The 24,876-nt window shown below is 64.4% G+C and carries 20 protein-coding genes and 1 riboswitch; of the genes, 7 read left to right on the top strand and 13 right to left on the bottom strand.

Going from position 1 to position 24,876, the window contains the following annotated elements:
- Positions 1-62 precede the first annotated feature (62 nt).
- The 3 genes from thiQ to thiB all read right to left on the bottom strand — a co-directional run bounded on the left by thiQ (position 63) and on the right by thiB (position 3,713).
- Entirely contained in the window at positions 63-851 is a 789-nt protein-coding gene (gene thiQ, locus LB529_RS23320) for a thiamine ABC transporter ATP-binding protein (protein ID WP_224712406.1), read from the bottom strand.
- The gene (gene thiP / locus LB529_RS23315; protein ID WP_224712405.1) at positions 848-2,473 is read right to left on the bottom strand and encodes a thiamine/thiamine pyrophosphate ABC transporter permease; all 1,626 of its coding nucleotides are present in this window, start codon (positions 2,471-2,473) and stop codon (positions 848-850) included. The genes thiQ and thiP overlap by 4 nt, the downstream gene beginning before the upstream one ends.
- A 229-nt stretch (positions 2,474-2,702) precedes the next feature.
- The gene (thiB, locus tag LB529_RS23310) at positions 2,703-3,713 is read right to left on the bottom strand and encodes a thiamine ABC transporter substrate binding subunit (protein WP_224712404.1); all 1,011 of its coding nucleotides are present in this window, start codon (positions 3,711-3,713) and stop codon (positions 2,703-2,705) included.
- Positions 3,714-3,758: 45 nt separating this feature from the next.
- Positions 3,759-3,864, bottom strand: a riboswitch (TPP riboswitch).
- A gap of 135 nt (positions 3,865-3,999) precedes the next feature.
- Here thiB and LB529_RS23305 point away from each other — a divergent pair.
- From LB529_RS23305 to LB529_RS23290, 4 genes are read left to right on the top strand one after another with little or no spacing between them, the layout of a single operon-like run.
- On the top strand, positions 4,000-4,644 hold the full coding sequence (locus LB529_RS23305) for a thiamine diphosphokinase (protein WP_224712403.1): 645 nt from the start codon (positions 4,000-4,002) through the stop codon (positions 4,642-4,644).
- A gap of 1 nt (position 4,645) precedes the next feature.
- A complete protein-coding gene (locus tag LB529_RS23300; protein ID WP_224712402.1) occupies positions 4,646-6,460 on the top strand; it encodes an ABC-F family ATP-binding cassette domain-containing protein in 1,815 nt (604 codons plus the stop codon).
- A 55-nt stretch (positions 6,461-6,515) separates the two neighbouring features.
- Positions 6,516-6,758 carry a type II toxin-antitoxin system CcdA family antitoxin gene (locus LB529_RS23295; protein WP_095767295.1) on the top strand — a complete coding sequence of 81 codons (243 nt, stop codon included), beginning with the start codon at positions 6,516-6,518 and terminating at the stop codon, positions 6,756-6,758.
- Positions 6,758-7,057 (top strand): CcdB family protein, encoded by a 300-nt coding sequence (locus LB529_RS23290; RefSeq protein ID WP_095767294.1) that lies wholly within the window; start codon positions 6,758-6,760, stop codon positions 7,055-7,057. Before LB529_RS23295 ends, LB529_RS23290 begins: the two co-directional genes overlap by 1 nt.
- Positions 7,058-7,083: 26 nt before the next feature.
- On the opposite strand, the gene LB529_RS23285 is transcribed toward LB529_RS23290, so the two are convergent.
- Together LB529_RS23285 and LB529_RS23280 are read right to left on the bottom strand one after the other, a co-directional pair.
- Entirely contained in the window at positions 7,084-8,904 is a 1,821-nt protein-coding gene (locus LB529_RS23285; RefSeq protein ID WP_224712401.1) for a hypothetical protein, read from the bottom strand.
- Between the two features lie 69 nt (positions 8,905-8,973).
- The gene (locus tag LB529_RS23280) at positions 8,974-10,272 is read right to left on the bottom strand and encodes an adenylosuccinate synthase (RefSeq protein ID WP_224712400.1); all 1,299 of its coding nucleotides are present in this window, start codon (positions 10,270-10,272) and stop codon (positions 8,974-8,976) included.
- Between the two features lie 321 nt (positions 10,273-10,593).
- Between LB529_RS23280 and LB529_RS23275 the strand changes: the two genes are divergently transcribed.
- Entirely contained in the window at positions 10,594-11,493 is a 900-nt protein-coding gene (locus LB529_RS23275) for a DMT family transporter (protein WP_224712399.1), read from the top strand.
- 94 nt (positions 11,494-11,587) lie between these two features.
- Here LB529_RS23275 and serA read toward each other — a convergent pair whose 3' ends face one another.
- From serA to glmM, 5 genes are all read right to left on the bottom strand, one after another.
- Complete coding sequence (serA, locus tag LB529_RS23270; protein WP_095767291.1) at positions 11,588-13,189, bottom strand: phosphoglycerate dehydrogenase; 1,602 nt, start codon at positions 13,187-13,189, stop codon at positions 11,588-11,590.
- A 64-nt stretch (positions 13,190-13,253) separates the two neighbouring features.
- Positions 13,254-14,429 (bottom strand): phosphoserine transaminase, encoded by a 1,176-nt coding sequence (locus tag LB529_RS23265; RefSeq protein ID WP_224712398.1) that lies wholly within the window; start codon positions 14,427-14,429, stop codon positions 13,254-13,256.
- Positions 14,430-14,623: 194 nt separating this feature from the next.
- On the bottom strand, positions 14,624-15,409 hold the full coding sequence (locus tag LB529_RS23260; RefSeq protein ID WP_095767289.1) for an outer membrane protein: 786 nt from the start codon (positions 15,407-15,409) through the stop codon (positions 14,624-14,626).
- 202 nt (positions 15,410-15,611) lie between these two features.
- Complete coding sequence (locus LB529_RS23255; RefSeq protein ID WP_224549290.1) at positions 15,612-16,457, bottom strand: outer membrane protein; 846 nt, start codon at positions 16,455-16,457, stop codon at positions 15,612-15,614.
- Positions 16,458-16,676: 219 nt separating this feature from the next.
- Positions 16,677-18,029 (bottom strand): phosphoglucosamine mutase, encoded by a 1,353-nt coding sequence (gene glmM, locus LB529_RS23250; RefSeq protein ID WP_140841636.1) that lies wholly within the window; start codon positions 18,027-18,029, stop codon positions 16,677-16,679.
- Positions 18,030-18,396: 367 nt separating this feature from the next.
- On the opposite strand from glmM, the gene LB529_RS23245 reads away from it, so the two are divergent.
- Positions 18,397-19,260 carry a hypothetical protein gene (locus LB529_RS23245; protein ID WP_224712397.1) on the top strand — a complete coding sequence of 288 codons (864 nt, stop codon included), beginning with the start codon at positions 18,397-18,399 and terminating at the stop codon, positions 19,258-19,260.
- Between the two features lie 242 nt (positions 19,261-19,502).
- Positions 19,503-19,961 carry a hypothetical protein gene (locus LB529_RS23240; protein ID WP_224712396.1) on the top strand — a complete coding sequence of 153 codons (459 nt, stop codon included), beginning with the start codon at positions 19,503-19,505 and terminating at the stop codon, positions 19,959-19,961.
- A gap of 196 nt (positions 19,962-20,157) precedes the next feature.
- Here the strand turns inward: LB529_RS23240 and ftsH are convergent, their stop codons facing one another.
- From ftsH to ybgF, 3 genes are all read right to left on the bottom strand, one after another.
- Positions 20,158-22,092 (bottom strand): ATP-dependent zinc metalloprotease FtsH, encoded by a 1,935-nt coding sequence (gene ftsH / locus LB529_RS23235; RefSeq protein WP_095767284.1) that lies wholly within the window; start codon positions 22,090-22,092, stop codon positions 20,158-20,160.
- A gap of 122 nt (positions 22,093-22,214) precedes the next feature.
- Complete coding sequence (gene tilS, locus LB529_RS23230) at positions 22,215-23,573, bottom strand: tRNA lysidine(34) synthetase TilS (RefSeq protein ID WP_140841642.1); 1,359 nt, start codon at positions 23,571-23,573, stop codon at positions 22,215-22,217.
- On the bottom strand, positions 23,567-24,721 hold the full coding sequence (ybgF, locus tag LB529_RS23225; RefSeq protein WP_095767282.1) for a tol-pal system protein YbgF: 1,155 nt from the start codon (positions 24,719-24,721) through the stop codon (positions 23,567-23,569). The genes tilS and ybgF overlap by 7 nt, the downstream gene beginning before the upstream one ends.
- Between the last annotated feature and the right edge of the window lie 155 nt (positions 24,722-24,876).

Below are 24,876 nucleotides of genomic sequence, written 5' to 3'. Positions count from 1 at the left end.
GCCATACTCCCCCGGACAAGGCAAGCAAACGCCGGATCGCCCATTGCCGGTTTGGCCATAAATTATGTCCGCTTCCGGGCAACATGTTGTGATCCGGCAACGGTGCCGCCTCGATCGCCGATATAGCGTCTGAACGCGTCCGGTCCAGACCGATCGAAGAAATCCTCGGCGGGCCCGGCTGCCGCGATCGTGCCTTCGTCGAGAAATGCCACGTCCTGCCCGACGCGGCGCGCATCTTCCGGCTGATGCGTGACGAACAACACCGTCATTTCGCGCTCGGCATGGATCCCAGCCACAAGGTCCAGCATATCGTCGCGCAGCGCCGGGCCGAGCGACGCGAAAGGTTCGTCGAGCAGCAAAACGGGCCGGTCGCGCAGCAGCACGCGCGCCAGCGCCACGCGCTGCCGCTCGCCGCCGGAAAGCTCGCGCGGCAGCCGCTTTTCCTTACCGGCAAGACCAACCCGCGCCAGCGCCTCGGCGACGTCGGCGCGATCGGCGTCGCCGAGTTTCAGCGACGGCGAGCGGCCGAGCCCGACATTGGCTTCGACGGAAAGATGCGCAAACAAATTGTTTTCCTGGAACACCATCGACACCGGCCGCGCCGAAGGCGGCGTGTTTCCGAGACCGACGCCGCCGATCAGGACCTTGCCCGCATCAGGCGCTTCGAAGCCGGCTATCAGATTGAGCAGCGTCGACTTGCCGGAGCCGCTCGGCCCCATGATGGCGGTGATCCTGCTGGCTGCGAATTCGGCGTCGAAGCGGAAGGAAGATTCGCCATAGCTGAACGAAACGCCATCCAGCGCGACGGGGAGGCCCTTTTGCGCGGCGATGCCGTCGATGGTCGTCGTCATGACTTTCCTTCCCGCCCCAGCCAGTCCGCGGCGACCACCAGCATCAGGCAGACGAGGCCGAGCAGCAAGGCAAGCCCCGCGGCGTCGGCTGTCCGGTAGCTGCTCATGCGCGCCAAAAGCAGATAGGGCAAGGTCTGCACGGAATCGCTGCCGAACAGCGCGATCACGCCGAGATCGCCGAGCGACAGCGCCATGGCGAAGGCGAAGCCGGTGGCCAAGGGCCGCCTGAGCGACGGCCAGTCTATCAGGCTGAGCCGGTTCCAGCCGGTTATGCCGAGCGCAAGGCAAAGCCGCTCGTGGCGCTCGCTCGCCGCGTCATAGGCCGGGCGAACAGCGCGGATGGCGAAGGGCATCGCCATCACTGCGTTGACGGCGACGACCATGACCGGCGCGATGGCAAAGACATCGGTGACGTGGCGCAGCGCCAGGAACCAGCCGGCACCGAGCACGATCGGCGGCACGACGAGCACGAAGCCGGCGCCGGTGTCGGCGGCATATTCGAGCAGGCCCATGGCCCCGCCTGCCCGGCGCCGTAGGGCCAGCGCGCGCCGTGCCGCGATCAGCGCCAGTGACAGCGTCACGCTGAGAAGCGCTGCAAGCAGGGCAAGGCCCGCGCTGGTGAGGGTGGCGCGGCGCACCGCTTCCTCGCCTGCCAGCCGGCCGAGATCGGCCTCCAGGCCTGAAAGCAGCGTCGCCGCCATCGGTCCGGCGACGAACAGCAGGGCAAGCATGATGAGGGCGGCATTCAGCGCGCTTTCGATCCGGCCCGCTGAAAGGTAGCGGCGCGGCGCGACCGGCAGATTGGCGTCGCCGACCGTGTTGGCGCCGAGCCGTGTGAGAGCGACGACCACGATGAAGGTCAGCGCGATCTGCAGCAGCGTCAGCACCACGGCGCGCGCGGGATCGAAATCGAAGCGCAGCGCCTGGTAGATGGCGACCTCCAGCGTCGTCGCGGCCGGACCGCCGCCCAGCGTCAGCACGATGGTGAAGGAGGTGATGCAGAGCATGAAGACCAGCCCGGCAATCCCCGGCAGGGCCGCGCGCACCACCGGCCATTCGATCAGCCGGAAGGCCGGCCAGGCACCCATGCCGAGCTGGCTCGCCAGCCGCCACTGGTCGGCGGGAACGGCGCCCAGCGCCTCGAGGAACAGGCGCGTCGCCAAGGGCAGGTTGAAGAAGACATGAGCGACAAGGATGCCGGAGAGGCCGTAGATCCCCGGCCACTCTCCGGCGCCAAGCCGGGCGAAAGCGCCGGCAAAATATCCGGCGCGACCGTAGAGCGCCAAGACGCCGAGCGCGACGACGATCGCCGGCAAGGCCAGCGGCAGGGTGAACGATTGCAGGATCAGGCCGCGACCTGGAAAGGCCGGATGCCTCGACAGAGCGCGCGCCACGAGCAGCGCCGGCGCGACCGACAGCAGCGTCGACAGAGCCGCCTGCCACAGCGTGAAGCGGGCGACGCGCAGGAGATAATTGTCGAAGGCGGCAGCAGCGCCGGAGAGATCGTGCGCGCCTTCGACGGCGAGGCCGGCGAAGGCACCGCCGATGAGGAGGGCGATGGCCGCCAGCGCGACGACGCCGGCGGTGACGCGGGAGTCACGTGCGGAGTGCACGCTGCACATACAGGGTTCGAGTTAACGCATGCCGCGTTCCTTCGCGCCCCCCTCTGTCCTGCCGGACATCTCCCCCTCTTGGGGGGAGATTGGCAGCTTTGGCGTCCCGCTTTTTCCTGCACTGTCGGCGGTTAGCGAAATCGCCGATGAAAGCTGATCTCCCCCCTAGAGGGGGAGATGTCCGGCAGGACAGAGGGGGGCGCCGTAGAACGATCATCCTTCGATCAATTGTCCAAAGTTATTTGCTCATCACCGCCAGCCACTCATCCACCCACGCCTTGCGGTTGGCGGCGACCTCCTGCGGGCTGAACAGCAAGGTCTTGGTCGGCTTGACCAGTTTGTCGAAGGCCGGGTTGAGCGGCTTGTCGGTCTTGCCGGCCGGGAACATCCAGTTGGTTTCCGGAATGACATCCTGGAATTTCGGTCCGGTCATGAAGGCGATGAACTTTTGCGCCAGCGGGTTCTTCGCGCCCGTCATGGTGATGCCGGCAACCTCGATCTGCAGGTATTCGCCTTCCTCGAACGAGGCGGCCTGGTAGCGCTCGGTGTTCTCGGCCACCATATGGTAGGCCGGCGAGGTGGTGTAGGACAGCACCATCGGCGCCTCGCCCTTGGTGAACAGGCCATAGGCCTCGCTCCAGCCCGGCGTCACCGTCAGGACCTTGGTCTTGAGCTTTGCCCAAGCCTCCGGCGCTTTGTCGCCATAGACTGACTTCACCCACAAAAGCAGCCCGAGACCGGGCGTCGAGGTGCGCGGGTCCTGGATGACGATCTTGTCCGTGCCGGCGCCTTCGATCAGCTCCTTCAGGCTCTTCGGCGGGACTTTAAGCTTCTGCGTGTCATAGACGACGGCGAAATAGCCATAGTCGAAAGGCACGAAAGTGTCGTCGCTCCAACTTCCAGGGACGTCGATGGCGGAGACTTCGCCATGCGGCGCGAACAGACCGCTCGACTTGGCGTCGGCGGTGAGATTGGTGTCGAGGCCGAGCACGATGTCGGCCTTGGTGCCGGCGCCTTCGAGCTTGACGCGGTTGAGGAGCGCCACGCCGTCGGCCACCGAGACGAATTCGAGATCGCAGCCGCATTCGGCCTCGAATTCCTTCTTCACCGCCGGGCCGGGACCCCAATCGGCGGTAAAGCTTTCATAGGTATAGACGGTGAGCTTGTCCTTCGCAGCGGCAGGCGCGACGCCCGCCAGAAGCGAAACAAACCCGGTTGCGAGAATGAGATGGGACAGTATTGCGCGCATATCGGCGCCTCCTTCGTTCGAGTGACAAGGAATTGAGGCGCCGGATGGTCCGAAACGTCTAATCCCTCCGCCGGTACAAACCGGATCAGGTTCAGCGGGTTGGCTTGATCGCCTCTCAGCCGGATCACGTCCGGCACCCCGTTAGAGCGTTTCGACAGATAGGCCCGGCCGAAGCGGCGCGCAAGCGGAAGTTTGCCGGTCAGCTAATGTTCGCCCGCAGGCCCGCAACCGAAGCGCACGGCATCCCGCTTCCGTTTCGCCCGACGGGCTGGTAAGGGCGACGGCCATGGGCACATTCACCATCCTGCTTGGCGGCGAGCTTATCCGCACGCCCCGGCTCGAACGCCAGATCGAAGGCTCGCGCGTCATCGCCGCCGATGCCGGCATCGGCCATGCCCGCATGCTTGGACTTGTCCCCGAACTTTGGGTCGGCGATTTCGACTCGGTGCCGGCGAACCTGCCGGATGATCTCGCCGCCGTGCCGCGAAAAGTCTTTCCGGCCGAGAAGGACATGACCGATGGCGAGCTCGCCATAGCGGAAGCGCTTCAGCGTGGCGCCACCAGCCTCGTGTTGGCCGGCGCCTTTGGCGGCAAGCGCGCCGACCATGCCTTCCTGCATCTGGCGCTGGCCGTGCGGCTGGCCGAGGCTGGCACGACCGTGCTGCTGACCAGTGGCGCGCAGGAAGGCGCTCCCATCCTGCGCGGCAAGGCCAGCTTCGACTATGACGACGGCACCTTGTTTTCGGTGCTCAGCTTTTCCGACCTGTCCGGCCTGACGGTCACCGGCGCCAAATGGCCTCTCGACCGGGTCGAGGTGGCGTTCGGTTCCTCGCTCACTATATCAAATGAGGTCAAAGGGCAGCTTGGCATCGCGCTGGAGCGCGGCCGGGCGCTGCTTCTGGCCCACCCCTATCCTCTTCCAGAAAGTTGACATGGCGCCGCCACTCCTCAACCTCGACGGCATTAAACTGACTTTCGGCGGCACCCCGCTGCTCGACGGCGCGGCGCTCAGCGCATCCGCCGGCGAGAAGATCGCGCTGGTCGGACGCAACGGCTCGGGCAAGTCGACGCTGCTCAAGATCGCCGCCGGGATGATCGAGCCGCAGGATGGCGAGGTGTTCCGCCAGCCTTCGGCCACGGTCCGCTATCTGCCGCAGATGCCGGACATGGACGGCTTCGCCGACGTGCGCGCCTATGTCGAGGCGGGCCTTGGCCCGGCCGACGATCCGCATCGCGCCACCTATCTGATGGACCATCTTGGCCTGACCGGCGAGGAGCGGCCGAACGACCTGTCCGGCGGCGAGGCGCGCCGCGCCGCCCTTGCCCGCGTCATGGCACCGGAACCCGACATCCTGCTCCTCGACGAGCCGACCAACCATCTCGACCTTTCGGTGATTGAATGGCTGGAAGAAGAGCTCGCCCGTACCTCCTCCGCGGTGATCCTGATCTCGCATGACCGCCGCTTTCTCGAGCGCGTCACGCGCGCCACTGTCTGGCTGGACCGCGGCCAGACGCGGCGGCTGGACAAGGGCTTTGCGCATTTCGAGGAATGGCGCGACCAGGTGCTGGAGGAGGAAGAGCGCGATCAGCACAAGCTCGGCCGGCAAATCGTGCGCGAGGAGCACTGGCTGCGCTATGGCGTGACCGCCAGGCGCAAGCGCAACATGCGCCGCCTGGGCGAGTTGCAGACCATGCGCCAGCGCTTCCGCAGCCATCGCGGCGCCGAGGGCACCGCCACCATGGTGGCGAGCGACGCTGCCGAATCCGGCAAGCTGGTGATCGAGGCCAGGAACATCGACAAGAGCTTTGGCGATCTCACCGTGGTCAAGGGGTTCTCGACCCGAATCCAGCGCGGCGACCGCGTCGGCCTGGTCGGCCCGAACGGCGCCGGCAAGACGACATTGTTGAAGATGCTGACCGGCGAGTTGGCGCCGGACGCCGGCACGGTGCGGCTCGGCGTCAATCTCGAGATTGCGACGCTCGATCAGAAGCGCGAGGCCGTCGATCCGCAGGAGACGCTGGCGCATTACCTCACCGACGGACGCGGCGAGAACCTTGTCGTCAATGGCGAGCAGCGTCATGTCGTCTCCTACATGAAGGATTTCCTGTTCAAGCCGGAGCAGGCCCGCACGCCGGTGCGCGAGCTTTCCGGCGGCGAACGCGCGCGGCTGCTTTTGGCCCGCGTGCTGGCTCGGCCGGCGAACCTTCTGGTGCTCGACGAGCCGACCAACGATCTCGACATGGAGACGCTGGAGCTGCTGCAGGAGCTTGTCGCGAGCTTTGCCGGAACGGTGATCCTGGTCAGCCACGACCGCGACTTCCTTGATCGCACCGTCACCAGCGTGATCGCGCCGGACGGCGGCGGCCGCTGGATCGAATATGCCGGCGGCTATTCCGACATGCTGGCGCAACGCGGCGGCTCCAGGCTGGAAGACCGCAAGGCAAGGTCCAAGACCGAGGCGAGCGAGGCTGGATCGAAAGCCGAACCGGCGGCGCCCAAAGGCGCCGCGAAAAAGCTCTCGTTCAAGCAGAAATTTGCACTGGATTCGCTGCCTAAGAAGATCGAAGCGGTGACGGCCTCGATCTCGCGACTGGAGAACAACATCGCCGACCCCTCCTTCTACGAGCGCGATCCCGCCTCGTTCCAGAAAACTGTCGCCGCGCTCGACAAGGAGCGCACGACGCTTGCCGCGCTCGAGGAAGAGTGGCTGGAACTGGAGATGCTGCGCGAAGAGATGGAAGGGTAGGCTTGCCTGCACGTTCTATGCGCTTATATTATGCGCATGGAATAGAGAGGCTGCCGTGCTCCAATCAACTGCGAAACCGCAACGCAAATCGGTAAACACCTCGATCGATTCGAGATTGATCGAGGAGGCCAAGGCATTGGGTATCAATATGTCCCGCGCCGCCGAGCAAGGAATCGCCAAGGCAATTTCTGCCGAGAAGATCCGGCGCTGGCAGGAGGAGAACAAGGAAGCGCTCGAAAGCTCTAACGAATACGTCAAGCGTAACGGTCTGCCTTTGGCCAAGTACCGGCTGTTTTGATGGCTCGCTACGATTTCTACCGAAGCACGGGAAGCGACGGTTATCTCCTCGATGTCCAGTCCGACATACTAGAACAGCTCGATACCAACGTCGTCGTTCCCCTTCTGCCCCCCAACATCGCACCGCTGCCGGCACGCAGGCTGAACCCGATCTTCAGGATCGATGGCAAGGAACACGTTATGGTCACTCAGTTCATTTCGGCTGTGACGGCTTCCGAATTGCGGGCGGCAGAAGGAAACCTTGGCAGGCATCATGACGAGATCGTCGCCGCTCTCGACATGCTGTTTCAGGGCTTCTGAGCGGCGGCTTAAAACCGCCGCTGCCATCACCCCGATGTCTTCGCCGCCCAGGCCTTCAGCGCCTCGTCAAAAACCTTCTCGCCGGGGATGCCCTTTTCCATGGTGAGCAGGGCGCGGCGTCCGGTCTTGTAGACTACTGGCACGTCGATCCAGGCCTGGCCTCTCAGCAGCGTCAGGTTGGCGTCCTCGTCGGCCTTGGTGTCGTTGAGCGCGACGAGGAAGAAGCCGTCGGCGATCTTGGCCGGGATGCCGATCAGCGGGCTGCCGGCATCCTGCTCGGAGCTCTTCATGGCGATGCGCAAGATGTTGTCGACGCCGCCGCCGTCGAACCCTTCCGGCGTTAGGAAGATCATCTCGATGATGTGGCTGGCGGGCAGCGTCTGGTCGGTGTTGCGCCGGATCGTCATGCGCAGCTGGATATTCTTGCCCGGGATCGTCGCCTCGGCGCGGATCGCCGGTTCCGGCGGCAGGTCGCCGCCGGGCGATTCCTGCACAAGCGACCAGACGATGCTGCCGGGCTCGGCCGTACCCTGCTGCGTGCTGGTGCGCTCCTCATAGAAGATCGCCTTCTGCCCGACGGGCACGGTCGCCTCGGCAGTCGCCGGCGCCGGCGCAGCCGGTGTCGCGCCCGCAGGCGGCGGCGTTGTCGCTGCCGCAGGTGGCGTGGCGCCGGCCGCGGGCGGTGTTGCCGCGTTAGCCGCCGGCGGTGTGGTTCCGGCTGCGGGCGGCGTTGGATTGGCCGCGTCAGTCGCCGGCGCTCCGGCGGCAGACGTCTCAGGCGTCGGCGTGGCCGGAGCAGGCGTGGCCGGAGCAGGCGGGGTCGTCACCGGCGTAGCCGGCGGCCGCGAGGTCAGCGCCGCGATGGATTCGCCTTCGCCGATCGTGGGCTGTCCGCCAGCCGGGCCGGGATCCGTCTCCTTGCCCTCGGGCGTCAGGCGTTGCGTGAACTTGTTGGTGTCGGCCGCCTCGCCGGTGCCGGACGCAGCCGGCGCGGCCGCCGTCTCCGTCGCCGGCTTGGCCGGAGCCGGCTTGACCAGCGGCTCTGTCGAGGCCGTCTTGCTGCCACCGCCGCCAAGGCCGAAGAGCGACCCGAACGCATTCTTGTTCAGCCATATGCCGTAGCCGCCGCCGGCCAGCACCAGGAGCGCGACGACGGCGGCGATCAAGCCGCCATAGCTGCGCTTGCGCTTTTGCGGCTGTGGCCGCAGGCGCTGGAAGGTATCGGCCGCCGGCTGCTCGTCATTGGCGAAGACATCGCTGCCGTCATCGGCATCGTCCATGCCCGCCAGGCCTACATCGTCTTCGCGCGGCGAAGGCATCGGCGGCGGCGCCTTCTGCCAGGCTGGTTCCGCCTTTGGCACGGTCTGCCAGTTCGGCTCCGTCCTTGCCGTGTTCTGCCAGGCTGGCTCGTCCTTCGCAGAGGTTTGCCGCGCGGGTTCCGCCTTCGGCCCGCCTTGCCAACTTGGTTCGGTCCTGGCGGGCGCGGGCGACGGCCTGAACGGCTCGGACTTGAACGGATCCGGCTTGGCGGGCTCCGGCGCCGCCGGCTGGCGGGAATGGCTCGGCTGGTTCTTGTTGCGGTCGATGGAGGAGAAAATATGCTCCAGCTCCGCCAGCGGATCCTCGGCCGGAACGCGTTTGACATACTCGCGCTCGACACTGGAAATGGCGTCTTCTAGCGAGCGCTTCTGCTTGCTGACGACATCGGGCGCAAGCGGCGGGGAATACTCGGCCAGTTTCTTTGCCAGCACCGCGCGGGCGCCGTCGTATATCTGCTTGCGCATCTCGAACGAAGGGTCGACCTTCTTGTCGAGCTGCTTTTTCAGAACACTAACGAAATCTGCCATGCGTCAGGTGACCTGCATTCTTTTCCCGCCGACCGCAAATCAGCCATAGCGCCGGGAAGGGCTGTGAAACTAGTCTTGAAATGGGTCGGTCACAAGTATTGTGTCGTCCCGCTCGGGGCTGGTGGAGAGCAACGCCACGGGGGCACCGATCAGCTCCTCGATATGGCGGACATATTTGACGGCTTGCGCCGGCAAATCGTTCCAGCTTCTGGCGCCGGCCGTGGTTCCCTTCCAGCCTTCGAGCGTCTCGTAGACGGGCTCGACCCGCGCTTGCGCGCCCTGGCTGGCCGGCAGGTAATCGATCGTCTCGCCGTCGAGGCGATAGCCCGTGCAGACCTTGATCTCGTCGAGCCCGTCGAGCACGTCGAGCTTGGTAAGAGCGATGCCCTTGATGCCGTTGACAGCGACCGCCTGGCGCACCAGCACGGCGTCGAACCAGCCGCAGCGGCGCTTGCGGCCGGTGACGACACCGAACTCGTGGCCGCGCGTGCCGAGGAACTCGCCGACCTCGTTCATCTGCTCGGTCGGGAACGGCCCTTCGCCGACGCGCGTCGTGTAGGCCTTGGTGATGCCGAGCACATAGCCGATGACGCCGGGGCCTACGCCCGAACCGGCTGCGGCCTGCCCGGCCACGGTGTTGGACGAGGTGACGAAGGGATAGGTGCCGTGGTCGATGTCGAGCAGCGTGCCCTGCGCGCCCTCGAACAGGATGCGTTCGCCGGCGCGGCGCCTGTCGTCGAGCACCTTCCAGACGCGGTCCATGTAAGGCAGGATCTCGGCGGCCACCGAGGTCAATTCCTGCATGATCGCCTCATGCGTCGCTTCCGCATGACCAAGCCCGCGGCGCAGCGCATTGTGATGCGTCAGCAGCCTGTCGACCTTCAAGGGCAGCGTTTCCAGATCCGCCAAATCCATCACCCGCACCGCGCGCCGGCCCACCTTGTCCTCATAGGCGGGGCCGATGCCGCGTCGTGTCGTGCCAATCTTGGTTCCTGAATTCGAGGCTGCGTCTTCGCGCAATCCGTCCAGCTCCCGGTGCAGGGACAGGATAAGCGCGGTGTTTTCGGCTATTTTCAGGCGTTCCGGCGTGACCTCCACGCCCTGCTCCTTGAGCTTCTTGGCTTCGGCGACGAAGGCATGCGGATCAAACACCACGCCGTTGCCGATGATCGAAAGCTTGCCCTGTCTGACCACGCCGGAGGGCAGCAGCGACAGCTTGTAGACCTTGCCGTCGACGACCAGCGTGTGGCCGGCATTGTGGCCGCCCTGGAAGCGCACGACCACATCGGCCCGTTCCGACAGCCAGTCGACGATCTTGCCCTTGCCTTCGTCACCCCATTGCGAGCCGACGACCACCACATTGGCCATGTTCTTTTCCCTTGAAATGCCGCGCGGGCGGCCTGAAACGACAGGCCTCTATAGCGTCAAGCGGAGGCTGGCGCGACCCTTTCTTTGCCGCCGAAACCATCGTTGGAGCATGACCCGAACCGAAGGTCGGCGAACCCAAAAAGCGGGAACCGGCTTCCGCAAGTGACCATGCCCCTCAAGGACTTGGATCAAAATGACGCCAACGCCGAGACGTCAACCTGGTCCAGGCACAACAAATTCCGGCTTTCGCATCATTTACTTGCCGCCGCCGCCACTCTAGGCCGGGCCGAACCCTCGAGCACCCGCAGGGCCGGAACCTCCATGCACCGAGCCGCCTATCTGTTCCTTCTGTCGACCATGCTCTTGTGGGGCGGCAATTCGGTGGCGGGCAAGCTTGCCGTCGGCCATGTCTCGCCGATGACGCTGGTGTTCCTGCGCTGGGTGATGGCGGTGCTGATCCTGCTGCCCATTGGCTGGCGGACGCTGCGTGAGGATTGGCCCGAAGTGCGCAGGCACTGGAGGCTGCTTGCCGGGCTCGGCGCTTGCGGCTTCACCATCTTCAACGTCATCTTCTACACCGCGCTCAACTACACGACCGCCATCAATGTCTCGATCGAGCAGGCAGCCATCCCGATCGTCATCATTCTTGCCAATTTCGTGCTGTTCAGGCTGCGCGTGCAGCCTCTGCAGATCGTCGGCGTCGTGCTCACCATCGCCGGCGTCACGCTGACGGCAAGTCATGGCGACCTCGGCCAGCTGCTGAAGCTCGAGCTCAATTTTGGCGACGCCATCATGCTTGTGGCGGTGCTTTGCTACAGCCTCTATTCGGTGGGACTGCGCCTCAGGCCGGCAATCCGCTGGCAAAGTTTCATGCTGGCGCTGTCGATTGCCGCGCTGCTGGTTTCCCTGCCCTTCTTCGTCTGGGAGGTCGCGTCTGGCCACGTCATCGTGCCGGACGCCCGTGGCTGGGCGCTCACGCTCTACACGGCGCTTGGCGCTTCGGTCGTCTCGCAGGTCCTCTACATCAAGGGCAACGAATTGATCGGCGCCAACCGCGCCGGCCTGTTCATCAATCTGGTGCCGATCTTCGGCACGTTGCTTTCGGTGCTGATCGTCGGCGAGCAGTTTCAGGCGTATCAGGCCTTCGCGCTGGCGCTTGTCCTCGGCGGCATTGCGCTTGCCGAGTACAGCGGCAGCCGAGCAGCGCTGCAGACGGGGTGAATATCTCAACTTCCCGGCAAGCGGCCATCGGGTGACAGCCACCTCATGAATGCCCCGCCTGCTGATGCAAGCGGGGCGTTTTCACGTCCGGACGTTACTCGCCGCCGACGTCGAAGCGCAGCCGCTTCGCCGAGTCGATCGACTTGTGCGCGCGTACCTGCTCCAGCACACTTTCCGGGAAGGGCGCATCGAGATAGAGCAGCGCTATCGCATCGCCGCCCGGTCGGTTGCGGCCGAGCTGGAAGTTGGCGATGTTGACGCCGTTCTCGCCGCACACCGTGCCGAGCAGGCCGATGATGCCGGGCGCGTCGGCATTGGTGGTATAGAGCATGTGCTGGCCGACCTCGGCATCGAGGTTGATGCCCTTGATCTGGATAAAGCGCGGCTTGTGGTCGGAGAAACAGGTGCCGGCGATCGAGCGCGTCATATGCTCGGTCTTGACGGTGAGCTTGATATAGCCGTCGAACACGCCCGACTTGTCGCGCTTGACCTCGGCGACGATGATGCCGCGCTCCTTCACCATGATCGGCGCCGACACCATGTTGACGTCGGAGACCTGCGGCCGGATGAGGCCTGCAAGGGCAGCGCTCACCAGCGCGCGCGTGTTCATCGTCGCGGTCGAGCCGTCGAACAGTATCTCGACCTCCTTGATCGGATCCTCGGTGACCTGACCGACAAAGGCGCCGAGCACTTCGGCAAGCTTGACGAAGGGTTTCAGCCGCGGCGCCTCCTCGGCTGTGATCGAAGGCATGTTGATGGCGTTGGAGACCGCGCCCTTGATCAGGTAGTCGCTCATCTGCTCTGCAACCTGCAGCGCGACATTCTCCTGCGCCTCGGTGGTCGAGGCGCCGAGATGTGGGGTCGCCACGACATTCTCCATGCCGAACAGCGGGTTGTTCTCGGCCGGCTCGACCTCGAACACGTCGATGCCGGCCCCGGCCACCTTGCCGCTCTTCAGCGCCGCGACCAGGTCCGCCTCGACGACCAATCCGCCGCGGGCGCAATTGATGATGCGCACGCCGTCCTTCATCTTGGCGATCGCCGCCGCGTCGATGATGTTGCGCGTCTTGTCGGTCAGCGGCGTGTGCAGCGTGATGAAGTCGGCGCGAGCGAAGAGCTCGTCGAGCTCGACTTTCTGGACGCCGAGCTCCTCGGCGCGGCTGTCCGACAGGAACGGATCGAAAGCGATCACATGCATCTTCAGCCCGACGCCGCGCGTGGCGACGATCGAGCCGATATTGCCGCAGCCGATCACGCCCAGCGTCTTGCTGGTGATCTCGACACCCATGAAGCGGTTCTTTTCCCACTTGCCGGAATGGGTCGAGGCATTGGCTTCCGGTATCTGCCGCGCCAGCGCGAAGATCATCGCCACCGCATGCTCGGCCGTGGTGATCGAATTGCCGAAGGGCGTGTTCATCACGATAATGCCCTTGCGGCTGGCGGCCGGGATATCGACATTGTCGACGCCGATACCGGCGCGGCCGACGACCTTGAGCCTGGTTGCCGCATTGATCAGCTTCTCGGTGACCTTGGTCGCCGAGCGGATGGCGAGGCCGTCATACTGGCCGATCACCTCGGCGAGCTTTTCCTTGTCCTTGCCGAGATCGGGCAGATAGTCGACGTCGATGCCGCGATCCTTGAAGATCTGCACGGCGGTGGTGGAAAGTTTATCCGAAACGAGAACGCGGGGCGCCATTGCGGCCTCCTTGACGTGGGAATGGATGTGTCGGGAAATGGCGGCCCGCGGGCCGCCATGAAACTCAGGCCGCTGCCTTGAGCGACGCCTTCTGCGTGGCGAAGGCCCAGTCGAGCCAGGGCAGCAACGCTTCGAGATCGGCGGTCTCGACGGTGGCGCCGCACCAGATGCGCAGGCCGGGCGGGGCATCGCGGTAGGAGCCGATGTCGTAGGCGACGCCTTCCTTGTCGAGCGCGGACACGATCCCCTTGGCGAAAGCCGCCTGGCTATCGGCGTCGAGCGCCGCCACTTGCGCGTCGGTGAAGGAGAGGCACACTGATGTGTTCGAGCGCGTCGCCGGATCGACGGCGAGGTGGCCGAGCCACGTCGACTTCTCAGCGAACCGGTCGAGCACCGCGGCATTCGCGTCCGCGCGGGCGATCAACGCTTCCAGGCCGCCGATCGACTTCGCCCAGCGGAGCGCATCGAGATAATCCTCCACGCACAGCATCGACGGCGTGTTGATGGTCTCGCCCTTGAAGATGCCCTCGATCAGCTTGCCGCCCGAGGTCAGGCGGAAGATTTTCGGCAGCGGCCAGGCCGGCTTGTAGGTCTCCAGCCGCTCGACGGCGCGGGGCGACAGGATCAGCATGCCATGCGCGCCCTCGCCGCCCAGCACCTTCTGCCAGGAGAAGGTGACGACATCGAGCTTCTCGAAATCGAGCCTTTGCGCGAAGGCGGCCGATGTCGCGTCGCAAATGGTCAGGCCCTTGCGGCTCGCGGGAATGAAATCGCCGTTCGGCACGCGCACGCCCGAGGTCGTGCCGTTCCAGGTGAAGACGACGTCGCGGTCGAAATCGACCTGCGTCAGGTCGGGCAGTTCGCCGTAGCCGGCCTCGAACTTGCGCGTGTCGGCGAGCTTGAGCTGCTTGACGACATCCGTCACCCAGCCGGAGCCGAAGCTCTCCCAGGCGACCATGTCGACGCCGCGCTCGCCTAGCAGCGACCAGAGCGCCATCTCGACCGCGCCCGTGTCCGACGCCGGCACGATGCCGATGCGATAATCTGTGGGAACCTTGAGGATTTCGCGCGTTAGCTCGATAGCCTGCTCGAGCTTCGCCTTGCCGATCTTGGCGCGGTGCGAGCGCCCGAGCGCGGCGGCTTTCAGCGCCTCGACCGACCAGCCGGGGCGTTTTGCGCAGGGACCTGAAGAGAAATTGGGGTTTGCCGGACGGAGTCCGGGCTTGGTAAGCGTCGTCATCGTGGTCTATCCTTCCAGATAGTGGCCCCTCGTTGGGGAGGGGTGGCCCACGGACGGCGATATGCGCTCAGAGCTTCGGCGTCAAGAGCAAAGTTTTTGTCGCGGACGGGATATTCGCTCCAACTCGCGCTCGATCCGAAAGGAGAACGGCGGGCCCTTAGGACCCGCCGTCGAAACCTCTCAGCCTGCGTGGCTCACCAGAGATCGTAACGCAGCCCAAGCTTGATCTGATGATTGCTGATGCCCTTGTGGACAGGGAAGGAATTCAGGCTTGCGGCCGTGACATATTCGGCCTCGGGCGCGGAGAAATACTGATAGCCAAGGTCGATCAGAACATTCTTCGAGACCTGGTAGGCAAGGCCGGCGTTCAATGTGTAGGCCAAGGAATATTTTGTTTTGCTGCTGCGCCGAGAGAAGTCGTCGCTTGCATCCCCGTTGTCGGTGAAATAATCCGCCGAAAGACTGTATTTGCTTTGAACGATACCAATACCCGCGCCGATATAGGGCGTGATGCCGACATATGTGCCAAGATCGACATAGCCGTTCAATATGCCTGAGAAGGCATAGTTCTTGAGGTTTCCATCTCCCACGGTCGCCGTTGCCGGTGCCACCACGGTTGCTGTGTCGTCATAGCTGAAGCTGGCTTTGTTGCCGGGCAGGTAGCCGAGGTTGATGTCGGCGCGAAGGTAATCGTTGAAATGATATCCGAAGCCGATGCTCGCGAAATACGCGTCCTCGCTCTCGCTAAAACTTTCGCTGGCGATCGTCGACGGGAAGGTGAAATCCCCGTTCTTGAAGCTCTTGTTCGCCAGATACGAGACATCGCCGCGCAGGTACCAGCCCGAGCCGATCTCGACCGGCTGATAGTCCGGCGCCTGATCGACATAGATCGGCGGATCGTAATCGGCCGCAAGCGCCGGCGTCATCGGCAACAGGATGATTGCGGCAAGCGCTGACGCGATACGCGATCTTGATATCATGGTCCCCGGCTCCTGAAATTGGCGCCAGCCGCGAACGCGAGCGCCGTTTCAAGGAGCCATTGTTAACCATAGTGGTTAAGTGGCGGTTAAGGATAACGGCCGGTTACCGAATTGATTTCGATGGGATTTTACGGATGACGCGAAAGCGAAAGCCGCCCGGCTGGCGCCGGGCGGCTGACGAATTTCGGGATAATGAAGGCGATTACTTGGTGTAGATCGGTTCCGGTTCCGGCACGTAGGGCTCCGGCGGCGGGGCGCAATCGGACTGGCCGCCGAACTGGTAGCGGAGACCGCCGCGTACCTCATGCACGTTGATGCCACGGTCGTAGCCAGGGCCGACATTGCTGTCCGAAGCGTATTCGAACATCTTGCCGCCATTGATGTGGCTGTAGCGGTAGCCGACGTCCAGCTTGACGCGATCGGTCAGACAGTAGGAGGCGCCGGCCATAAGGGCATAGGCGAAGCGCCAGCCCTTGCCGCCGCGATGAAAGAAGTCTCCGTCGAGATCGCTGTTGTGAAGCGTGTCCCACTTGACCCAGGCGCCGCCGATGCCGGCGCCGACGTAAGGTGTAACCCCATGCCATGTGCCGATGTCGATATAGGCATTGGCCAACAGCAGCAGGGCCGAGTAGGAGGAAGTGTCGACAGAAGTACAAGGCACCCCGCCGGCGCAGAAGCCGTCGGTTGAGCCGCGGAAGTTCGATTTGCCCATCCAGTCGGCCGTGAGATCGGTGCGGAAATACTGGTTCACCTGGTAGCCGACGCCGGCGCCGGCAGATAACGCACCCTTGAGAGAACCGCTGGCGAAGCTGCCTTGGGTCTGAGGTGCGGCACCATAAGTGATGTAATCGCCGCCGCCGAAGCGCGACCAGTGATAGTCGATGTCGCCGCGGATGTACCAACCGCCTACATCGACGGGTTGCACTTCGGCGATGGGCGGCGGTGCCGGCTCGACGGGAAGCGGTTCCGCGAGATCGGCGGCGAGAGCCGGCCCGGCTATCCCCGCGAACAGCGCGGCAAGCAATGCCATTCTTGCTGTCTTGAACATTCTGTCACCCCTAAGAAGCCTCGGGACGACTCCCGCCCGAAGATGATTGACCTCGGGTTTGGATAATGAATTGCAAAGGTTAAAAGCCGTTTAACCGTACCGATTAACCACGAATCTATACAATTTTAGAGGGTAGGTCGTTGTCCGATCGGCCCGCCCGGCGACCAAAAGCCCGCCTGGCGGCGGGCTTGCGGATTTAGAGGAACTGCGGGACGGCGTTCAGGCGGCGCTGCGGGTGTCCTGCAGGATGCCGACGATATCGTTGACGACCGCTTCGACCAGCTGCGGATCATCGCCCTCGGCCATGACCCGGATGAGCGGCTCGGTGCCGGAGGGACGGATCACCAGGCGGCCGGCTTTGCCAAGCCGGTTGCGCGCATCCTCGATGGCCGCCTTGACCGGAGCTTCCTCCAGCGGCTTGCCGCCGGAGATGCGGACATTCTTCAGAAGCTGCGGCACCGGCTCAAACTTCTTCGACAATTCGCTGACCGGCCGGTTCTGCCGCTTGATGCAGGCCAGCACCTGCAGCGCCGAGACCAGGCCGTCGCCGGTGGTCGAGAAATCGGACAGCACGATATGGCCGGACTGCTCGCCGCCGACATTCAAGCCATGCGCGCGCATGTGCTCGACCACATAGCGGTCGCCGACCTTGGTGCGGTGCAGCTGCAGCTTCATGTCGCCAAGAAAGCGTTCCAGCCCGAGATTGGACATTACGGTGGAGACGACGCCGCCGCCGGCCAACCGCCCGCTCTGGTGCCAGGACTCGGCGATCAAGGCCATGATCTGGTCGCCGTCGACGATGGTGCCGTTCTCGTCGACGATCACCACCCGGTCGGCATCGCCGTCGAGCGCGATGCCGATATCGGCGCGCACCTCGTGCACCTTCTTCTGCAGGCCGGCCGGATGGGTCGAGCCGCACTCCTTGTTGATGTTGAAGCCGTTCGGCTCGACATTGATCGCCACCACCTCGGCGCCGAGCTCCCACAGCGCCTCGGGCGCCACCTTGTAGGACGCGCCGTTGGCGCAGTCGACGACGATCCTCAGCCCAGAAAGCGACATTGAGCGCGGCAGCGTGCGCTTGGCGAATTCGATATAGCGGTCATGCACGCCGTCGACGCGCTTGGCGCGGCCGAGCCCGTCGGAATCGGCGAGCGCCAGCTCGATATCCTTGTCGAGCATGCCTTCGATGCGTTCCTCGATCTCGTCGGAAAGCTTGTAGCCGTCGGGACCGAACAGCTTGATGCCGTTGTCGTAGTAAGGATTGTGCGAGGCCGAGATCATCACGCCGATGTCGGCGCGCAGCGAGCGCACCAGCATGGCGACGGCGGGCGTCGGTATTGGGCCGAGCAGGAACACGTCCATCCCGGCGGCGCACAGGCCCGCCACCATGGCGTTCTCGATCATGTAGCCGGAAAGCCGCGTGTCCTTGCCGAGCACGACACGGTGTCGATGATTGCCGCGCTGGAAGGAGAGCCCGGCGGCCATGCCGACGCGCATGGCGACCTCGGCCGTCATCGGAAATTTGTTGGCGCGTCCGCGGATACCGTCGGTGCCGAAATACTGACCTGCCATGTGTCTCAAGTCCCCGTCGGTTTTTCAGCCGCCCGTTTTGCCACAGATTGGGCCGCATCCGATCATCAAATTTCGTGATTGTATATTACCAATTCTTAGAAAAACATTGTAGCGGGCGATGCAAGCGATTCGACAGCCTGTCACCACCTTTGACGTGGCGGCGCTATACCTGCCGGTGCGAGGCTTGTCGGCGCCCTGTTCCCGGCAAAGCCTGGCTGGCGGCAAACCGGCAGGCAATTCATCACCTTATCGCGAATAACACACTTTGTGAGAGCGCCTGTGCCGGAAGCATCTGGCGCAACCGGACATTGAGAGCTATTGATTTGGCATAGGGACACTTATTGGCGGCAGCAAGGGAGAAAACGCCATGCTTATTCATAGACTTGCAGCTTTGACGGGTATCGCCGTCGCAACCTTGTTCCTGGCGGCGCCGGCCAACGCGCTGACCATGGCCGAGTGCAGCACCAAGTATAACGCGGCCAAGGATGCGGGAACGCTCGCCGGCCAGACCTGGAACCAGTTCCGCAAGGCCCAGTGCGGCAGCGACGCCACCGCGACCGACACCAAGGCCGCGACCGACACCAAGGCCGCGACCGATACGAAGGCCGCCGACACCAAGCCCGCCAAGAAGACGAAGGCGGCCGCCGCTGCCGACGCGGCCAAGGGCCTGAGCTCCAAGGAGTGCAGCACCAAATACCAGGCTGCAAAATCCGCCGGCACGCTCAACGGCATGAAGTGGAACGACTTCCGCAAGGCCGAGTGCGGCCCTGGCGCAACCGCTGCGGCTGCCACCGCCCCCGCCACCAAAACCGCCACGACGACCAAGACCTCGACCGCCGCTGCCGATGGCGGCAAGGGCCTGACCATGGCCGAATGCAGCACCAAGTACCAGGCTGCGAAGACCGCCAACAAGCTGAACGGCATGAAGTGGAACGACTTCCGCAAGGCCGAATGCGGCGCAGGTGCCGACGATGACGACACCGTGCCTGCGCCGACTGAGGCGACTTTCACGAAGGAACCGGCCAAGCCGACTGTGACCGCTCCGAAGGGCGTCACTTTCCCGGCCGCCATCTCGCCGAAATTCGCCAACGAGACCCCGGCCAAGGGCCGCATGCATACCTGCCTCGAGCAGTACTATGCCAACAAGGATGCCAACACGCTGAACGGCCTGAAGTGGATCCAGAAAGGCGGCGGCTTCTACAGCCTCTGCAACGCCAAGCTGAAGAGCTGATCGCCTAATTATTCGAAGGGAAAAGGCCCGCGCGTCGCAAGATGCGCGGGCCTTTTGTTGCAGGCGAAGACGCTCGCGGCCTTGCTCGCATCTGCATATGGCGGGACTGTCGGCATCGTCAATTTGCCCACACTGCCCATCGCCAGGTTTTGTCGGCAGCTCGCAAAGATTCCGGTTGAACATATAGGGAACAAACAGTATACAAAAAGATGTCAAACTTATCATCAATCAGGAGGGTCTCAATGTTCAGTTTGAAATTGGCGGCGTTGGCTGTGACGGCATTGGTCGCTTGGAACGCCTCACCTGCGAGCGCGCTGACGATGAAGGAATGCAGCGAGACCTATCGGGCGGCCAAGGAAGGCGGCACTCTGAACGGCATGGAGTGGGCCGCTTTCCGCAAGGAGAAATGCGCGACGTCCGCCGCGGAGAGCGTCAGCCCGGATCCGGTCACATCCGCGGAGCAGCAGAAAACGGAAACCAGCGCGGCGGTCGTCCCCACGGTAGCGCCGGCGGGCGTGACATTCCCAACCACCCTCGCCGCCGAGTTCAAGACCGAAAAGCCCGCTAAGGCCCGGATGAAGACCTGCCTGCAGGGTTACCACAACAACAAGGAAGCGGGTACGTTGAACGGCCTTCGCTGGATCCAGAAAGGCGGCGGTTACTACAGCCTCTGCAATGCGCGGCTGAAAGCTGAATCATAAAAATCAAATATGGCGCATAAAGCGGCTCACCGTTTTTCCCGCAGACGTTGAGCCATCATCCTCGGGAGTATCTGGGATCTGCTGTTGGGCGATATCTACGCGCCAGGACGAGGGAAGCCTCGCCTTGTCTCCAATGCAAACAAAAACGCCGCGGAGCAAGCCGCGGCGTTTCTCGATCAGTCTTTCGCGCACCACCTCAGCTTGAGGGCTGCGGCTCCATGCCGCCTTCGGGCTCGGGGCCCTTCTTGCGGCGGCCGCCGGTGCCGGCCTTCGGCACGGCCGAGCCGCGGCTGGGCGGGGTGTCGTCGCCGAGGTCGCGGGCGGGCTTGTTGCCCGCGATCAGCTGCTTGATCTCGTCGCCGGACAGCGTCTCGTATTCGAGCAGTCCTTCGGCGAGGGCGATCCATTCCTTCTTCTTCTTGGTCAGGATGGTCTTGGCGGTCGAATAGGCGTCGTCGATCAGGCGCCGCACCTCCGCGTCGATGATCTGCGCCGTCTCTTCCGAGATGTTCTGGGTGCGCGCCACCGAATGGCCGAGGAAGACCTCTTCCTGGTTGTCGCCATAGGCGACGTGGCCGAGCTTGTCGGAGAAGCCCCAGCGCGTGACCATGGCGCGCGCCAGCTTGGTCGCCTGCTCGATATCGGAGGAGGCGCCCGACGTGATGTTCTCCTTGCCGAACTTGAACTCTTCGGCGACGCGGCCGCCCATCATGATCGCAAGCCGCGAGATCATGTACTTGTAGCTCATCGAATACCGGTCGCCTTCCGGCAACTGCATGACCATGCCGAGCGCGCGGCCGCGCGGGATGATGGTTGCCTTGTGCAGCGGATCGGCCGACGGCACGTTGAGCGCCAGGATCGCGTGCCCGGCCTCGTGATAGGCGGTCAGCTCCTTCTCGGCCTGCGTCATCGCCGACGAGCGGCGCTCGGCGCCCATCATGATCTTGTCCTTGGCGTCCTCGAACTCGGCCATGGTGACGAGCCGCTTGTTGCGGCGCGCCGCCATCAGCGCGGATTCGTTGACGAGGTTCATCAGATCGGCGCCGGAAAAGCCCGGGGTGCCGCGCGCAACCACCTTGAGGTCGACATTGGGCGCCAGCGGCACGTTGCGCACATGCACCTTGAGGATCTTCTCGCGGCCGACGATATCGGGGTTCGGCACCACGACCTGGCGGTCGAAACGGCCGGGCCTCAGCAGCGCCGGGTCGAGCACGTCGGGCCGGTTGGTGGCGGCGATGAGGATGATGCTCTCGTTGGACTCGAAACCGTCCATCTCGACCAGCAGCTGGTTCAGCGTCTGCTCGCGTTCGTCATTGCCGCCGCCGAGCCCGGCGCCGCGATGGCGGCCGACCGCATCGATTTCGTCGATGAAGATGATGCAGGGCGCGTTCTTCTTGGCCTGGTCGAACATGTCGCGCACGCGGCTTGCGCCTACGCCGACGAACATCTCGACGAAATCCGAGCCGGAAATGGTGAAGAACGGCACGTTGGCTTCACCGGCGACCGAGCGGGCGAGCAGCGTCTTGCCGGTGCCGGGCGGGCCGACCAGGAGCACGCCGCGCGGGATCTTGCCGCCGAGGCGCTGGAACTTCTGCGGATCGCGCAGGAACTCGACGATCTCTTCGAGATCCTCCTTGGCCTCGTCGACGCCGGCGACGTCCTGGAAGGTGACGCGGCCATGCGCCTCGGTCAAAAGCTTGGCCTTCGACTTGCCGAAGCCCATGGCGCGGCCGGAGCCCGATTGCATCTGGCGCATGAAGAATATCCACACGCCGAGGATCAGGATCATCGGCAACCACGAGATCAGATAGCCGAACAGCGAATTGGAGCCGTCGGTCTCGGGCTTGGCGGTGATGGTGACGTTCTTGTCCTGCAGCCTGGAGACCAGCGACGGGTCGCCGGGCGAATAGGTCTGAAAGCCGTTGGCGTTGTCCGTGTAGTTGCCGAAGATGCGGGCGCCGGCGATGGTCACGCTTTTGACCCGGCCCGACGCGACGTCCTGCAGGAACTGCGAATAGGCGATATCCGTGGTGGCGCCGCGCGTCTGCGGCGTCTGGAAAAGATTGAACAGGGCTATGAGCAGGACCGCTATGATCGCCCAGAGCGCGAGGTTGCGATAATTCGGATTCATCTATTGTCCCGTTGGCGTCCGCGCGCGGACCCGCGATGATGGATTAGCTTGGGCCTAACATAGGGAGAGCGCCCCCCCTTGCCAAGCAGAACAGCACGTATCGGTTAAGCTTTCGCCCACCCTCAACCACCATCATGGCGGCGGAATGGCGGTGCCGGCAACGGCGGCGCACCAACCAGGGCCGCCACGGCGGCGGCGGGCTCGATGTCGAAGGACGGCAGGAAGCGCGCGAAAGGAGCCACCGCCGGAGCGATCGAGACCGATCGCGAGCCGGCATTGCCGCCCGCAAAACCAAGGCATTCGCCGGCGGACCACAGCGCGGGCTCCGCGGCAAGCGCGGCGCGCGAAAGGCTCGGCGGGATATCCTCGCTCAAGGGCGCTTTCCCGGCGGCGGCCGCCCCCAGCGGCGCGATCACCAAATCGCCAGGCCCGTCTTTCAAAGTGATGCGCCGCCGATTGTCCCAGAGCCGGTTGTGCTGCGGTGGCGCGGCGGCAGGCAGGTCGCGGTTCTCGCGGCGAAGGAAAATGCCGGTTCGTCGCGCATCGATAACCGTCCGCGACAATGTGGCGCGAAACGGAGCGGACCGCAGGCGCGAAAGCAGCGCAGCGCAGCGCGTCTCGTCGGCGAGAAACGAGACGCCGCCGATGGTGGCCAACAGGATGCGCAGCGCATGGATGGCGGCTTGGCCATCCTCATGTCCGGCAAACTTGCGATCGAGGCGGATGAGGCCCGGAACCGGCCTGCCGGCAAAGGCGTCGATGAGCGTGGCGGCGCGGCGGCCGATTTCCCGGCGCTCGAGAGCCGCCTGGCCCGCCCGTGCCAGCGCCTGCGCGACACGCTGTTCGCCGTCGCCCTGAGCGAGCTTCGCCCGCACGCGCGGCCGCTCGAAGCGGGCATCGGCATTGGTCGGATCCTCGATCCAGCCGATGTCGCGAGCCCGCAGCATCTCGCGCAGTGCCGCGCGCCTTGTGCCAAGCAGCGGCCGGACGATCCATGTCCGCCAGTCGAACAGCGTGGCGGGCGCCATGCCGGCGAGGCCCCGGCCCTCATCGTCGCGCGCCTGCCGCATCAGCACCGTCTCGGCCTGGTCGTCGGCGGTGTGGCCGGTCAGGATCAGCTTGATGCCTTCGGCGCCGGCAGCTTCGGCAAGCAGCCGGTAGCGCGCCTCGCGCGCGGCGGCCGCCAGACCGGTCGCGGGCTTGTCGCCGCGCCAGGCAAGAATGCGATGCGCGATGCCGCGCTCGGCGCAGAAGCGTTGAACGAGCCGCGCCTCAGTGGCCGAGTCCGGCCTCAGGCCATGATCGATGGTCACCGCGAGCAGCCTGGCGGCCGATGCCGTCCGGTCGAGGTGATCTTTGAGGAGAAGGAGAAGGGCGGTCGAGTCGCTGCCGCCGGACACGGCAGCAATGGCGCCGGTCGAAAGATCCAGGTCGGAGAAAAGGCAGTCCAAAAGGTCAGGTTTGCTGTCGGGCGTCAGCACGACGCCAGGGCCCTTTCCTGCTTGATGCGTTCCTTGAGGGCGCCGGAAACATCGGGATAGCGCTTGCCGATTTCACTGAAGGTGGCGCAGGCGACGTCGTTCTGCTTCAGGCCGACCAGCGAAACGCCGAGCTTGAGCAGCATGTCGGGCGCCTTCTTGGCCTTCGGATAGTCCTTGCTGGCGGCGAGGAAGACTTCGGCCGCGTCACGGTATTTCTGCTGCCCGAGCAGCGACTCGCCTAGCCAGTAATGCGCATCAGCCGCCTTGGCGTCCTTGGGGAAGCGGGAAATATGGTCGCGAAAACCCTGCTCGGCGGTCGGATAATCGCCCGACAGGATGAATTGGTAGGAATTGCGATAGAGCTCGTCGGGATTGTTGGTCGACGGCAGTGCCGCCACTTCGGTGCCGCCGGACTTGCTCTTCTTGGCCGGCGTTTCGGCGGAAGGAGCGTTTGCCGTGGCCGCGGGAGCTTCCGCCGGCGCGCTGGCCTGCGGGCCGGTCTCGGCATTGACCACGTTGCCGTTTTTGTCGACGGTGATGGTGCCGAAATTCTTCGGCGGCGCGCCGGTGATCAGCTTGCCGGGATCGCCGGTCTGCGATTCCACGATGACGTCGCCAACGCTTTTGCCGCCGTTTTGCGCACCGGTGCCAGCCGGCGGCTGCGTCGCCGGGGCCTGGGCGACGCTATTGTCGGCTCCGGCGTCGCCGGTGCCGGATTGACCGGTGCCGGCATCGCCGAGATTGGTGTTGCCGTTATTGTTGTCCTGGGGCGCGGCTTCCGATTTCTTCTGCCCGGCCGGCTTGGCGCCTCCTTGGCCCTCCAGCTGCTGGAAACGGAACTCATTGTCTTCCTGCTGCTTGCGGATCTGTTCCTGCATCTGCAGGATCTGGAAATTCATCTCCTCGATCTTGCCGTTCAGCTGGCGCAGCTGGTCTTCCAGACCAGTCACGCCGGCGCCGCCCTCCTGTTGTGCGACCTGCGCCTGTTCCGGCTTCTTCTTGTCGCCGAAGATGCCGAGCGTGGGCAGATGGAAGGTGAACCCGCTGTCGGCGGCCGGCCCGGCACTATCGGCCGGCGCGGCAAGGCTTGGGAGGCTTGATACGAGCAGCAGCGCAAGCGTGCCGCTCAGGACCGTTCTGAAGTGCATTCTGTCTCTCGCGGTGGGTGTTGGCCTGATGCGCCTTTCCAAATCAAACAAGGGAGGAAGCGCCCTCGCGCTCATAGCAGGACGCGAGACTTCGGCCAAATTTTGTTTCGGTTTGTTGCAAAGGAAAAAGGCGGCCCTGAGGCCGCCTTTCATTT

Source organism: Mesorhizobium sp. CA5, assembly GCF_020165105.1.
In the GTDB taxonomy this organism is placed as follows: Bacteria; Pseudomonadota; Alphaproteobacteria; order Rhizobiales; family Rhizobiaceae; genus Mesorhizobium.
This window is presented reverse-complemented; position numbering and strand designations above follow the sequence as displayed.

What these genes read in the sequence shown, in the direction of transcription:
- LB529_RS23285 (WP_224712401.1), bottom strand. Translation starts at nt 8,904, where the DNA reads ATGGCAGATTTCGTTAGTGTTCTGAAAAAGCAGCTCGACAAGAAGGTC.
- ftsH (WP_095767284.1), bottom strand. Translation starts at nt 22,092, where the DNA reads ATGAATCCGAATTATCGCAACCTCGCGCTCTGGGCGATCATAGCGGTC.
- LB529_RS23280 (WP_224712400.1), bottom strand. Translation starts at nt 10,272, where the DNA reads ATGGCCAATGTGGTGGTCGTCGGCTCGCAATGGGGTGACGAAGGCAAG.
- thiP (WP_224712405.1), bottom strand. Translation starts at nt 2,473, where the DNA reads ATGTGCAGCGTGCACTCCGCACGTGACTCCCGCGTCACCGCCGGCGTC.
- LB529_RS23290 (WP_095767294.1), top strand. Translation starts at nt 6,758, where the DNA reads ATGGCTCGCTACGATTTCTACCGAAGCACGGGAAGCGACGGTTATCTC.
- LB529_RS23275 (WP_224712399.1), top strand. Translation starts at nt 10,594, where the DNA reads ATGCACCGAGCCGCCTATCTGTTCCTTCTGTCGACCATGCTCTTGTGG.
- LB529_RS23300 (WP_224712402.1), top strand. Translation starts at nt 4,646, where the DNA reads ATGGCGCCGCCACTCCTCAACCTCGACGGCATTAAACTGACTTTCGGC.
- glmM (WP_140841636.1), bottom strand. Translation starts at nt 18,029, where the DNA reads ATGGCAGGTCAGTATTTCGGCACCGACGGTATCCGCGGACGCGCCAAC.
- LB529_RS23245 (WP_224712397.1), top strand. Translation starts at nt 18,397, where the DNA reads ATGCTTATTCATAGACTTGCAGCTTTGACGGGTATCGCCGTCGCAACC.
- LB529_RS23305 (WP_224712403.1), top strand. Translation starts at nt 4,000, where the DNA reads ATGGGCACATTCACCATCCTGCTTGGCGGCGAGCTTATCCGCACGCCC.
- LB529_RS23240 (WP_224712396.1), top strand. Translation starts at nt 19,503, where the DNA reads ATGTTCAGTTTGAAATTGGCGGCGTTGGCTGTGACGGCATTGGTCGCT.
- serA (WP_095767291.1), bottom strand. Translation starts at nt 13,189, where the DNA reads ATGGCGCCCCGCGTTCTCGTTTCGGATAAACTTTCCACCACCGCCGTG.
- LB529_RS23260 (WP_095767289.1), bottom strand. Translation starts at nt 15,409, where the DNA reads ATGATATCAAGATCGCGTATCGCGTCAGCGCTTGCCGCAATCATCCTG.
- LB529_RS23265 (WP_224712398.1), bottom strand. Translation starts at nt 14,429, where the DNA reads ATGACGACGCTTACCAAGCCCGGACTCCGTCCGGCAAACCCCAATTTC.
- thiB (WP_224712404.1), bottom strand. Translation starts at nt 3,713, where the DNA reads ATGCGCGCAATACTGTCCCATCTCATTCTCGCAACCGGGTTTGTTTCG.
- thiQ (WP_224712406.1), bottom strand. Translation starts at nt 851, where the DNA reads ATGACGACGACCATCGACGGCATCGCCGCGCAAAAGGGCCTCCCCGTC.
- LB529_RS23255 (WP_224549290.1), bottom strand. Translation starts at nt 16,457, where the DNA reads ATGTTCAAGACAGCAAGAATGGCATTGCTTGCCGCGCTGTTCGCGGGG.
- ybgF (WP_095767282.1), bottom strand. Translation starts at nt 24,721, where the DNA reads ATGCACTTCAGAACGGTCCTGAGCGGCACGCTTGCGCTGCTGCTCGTA.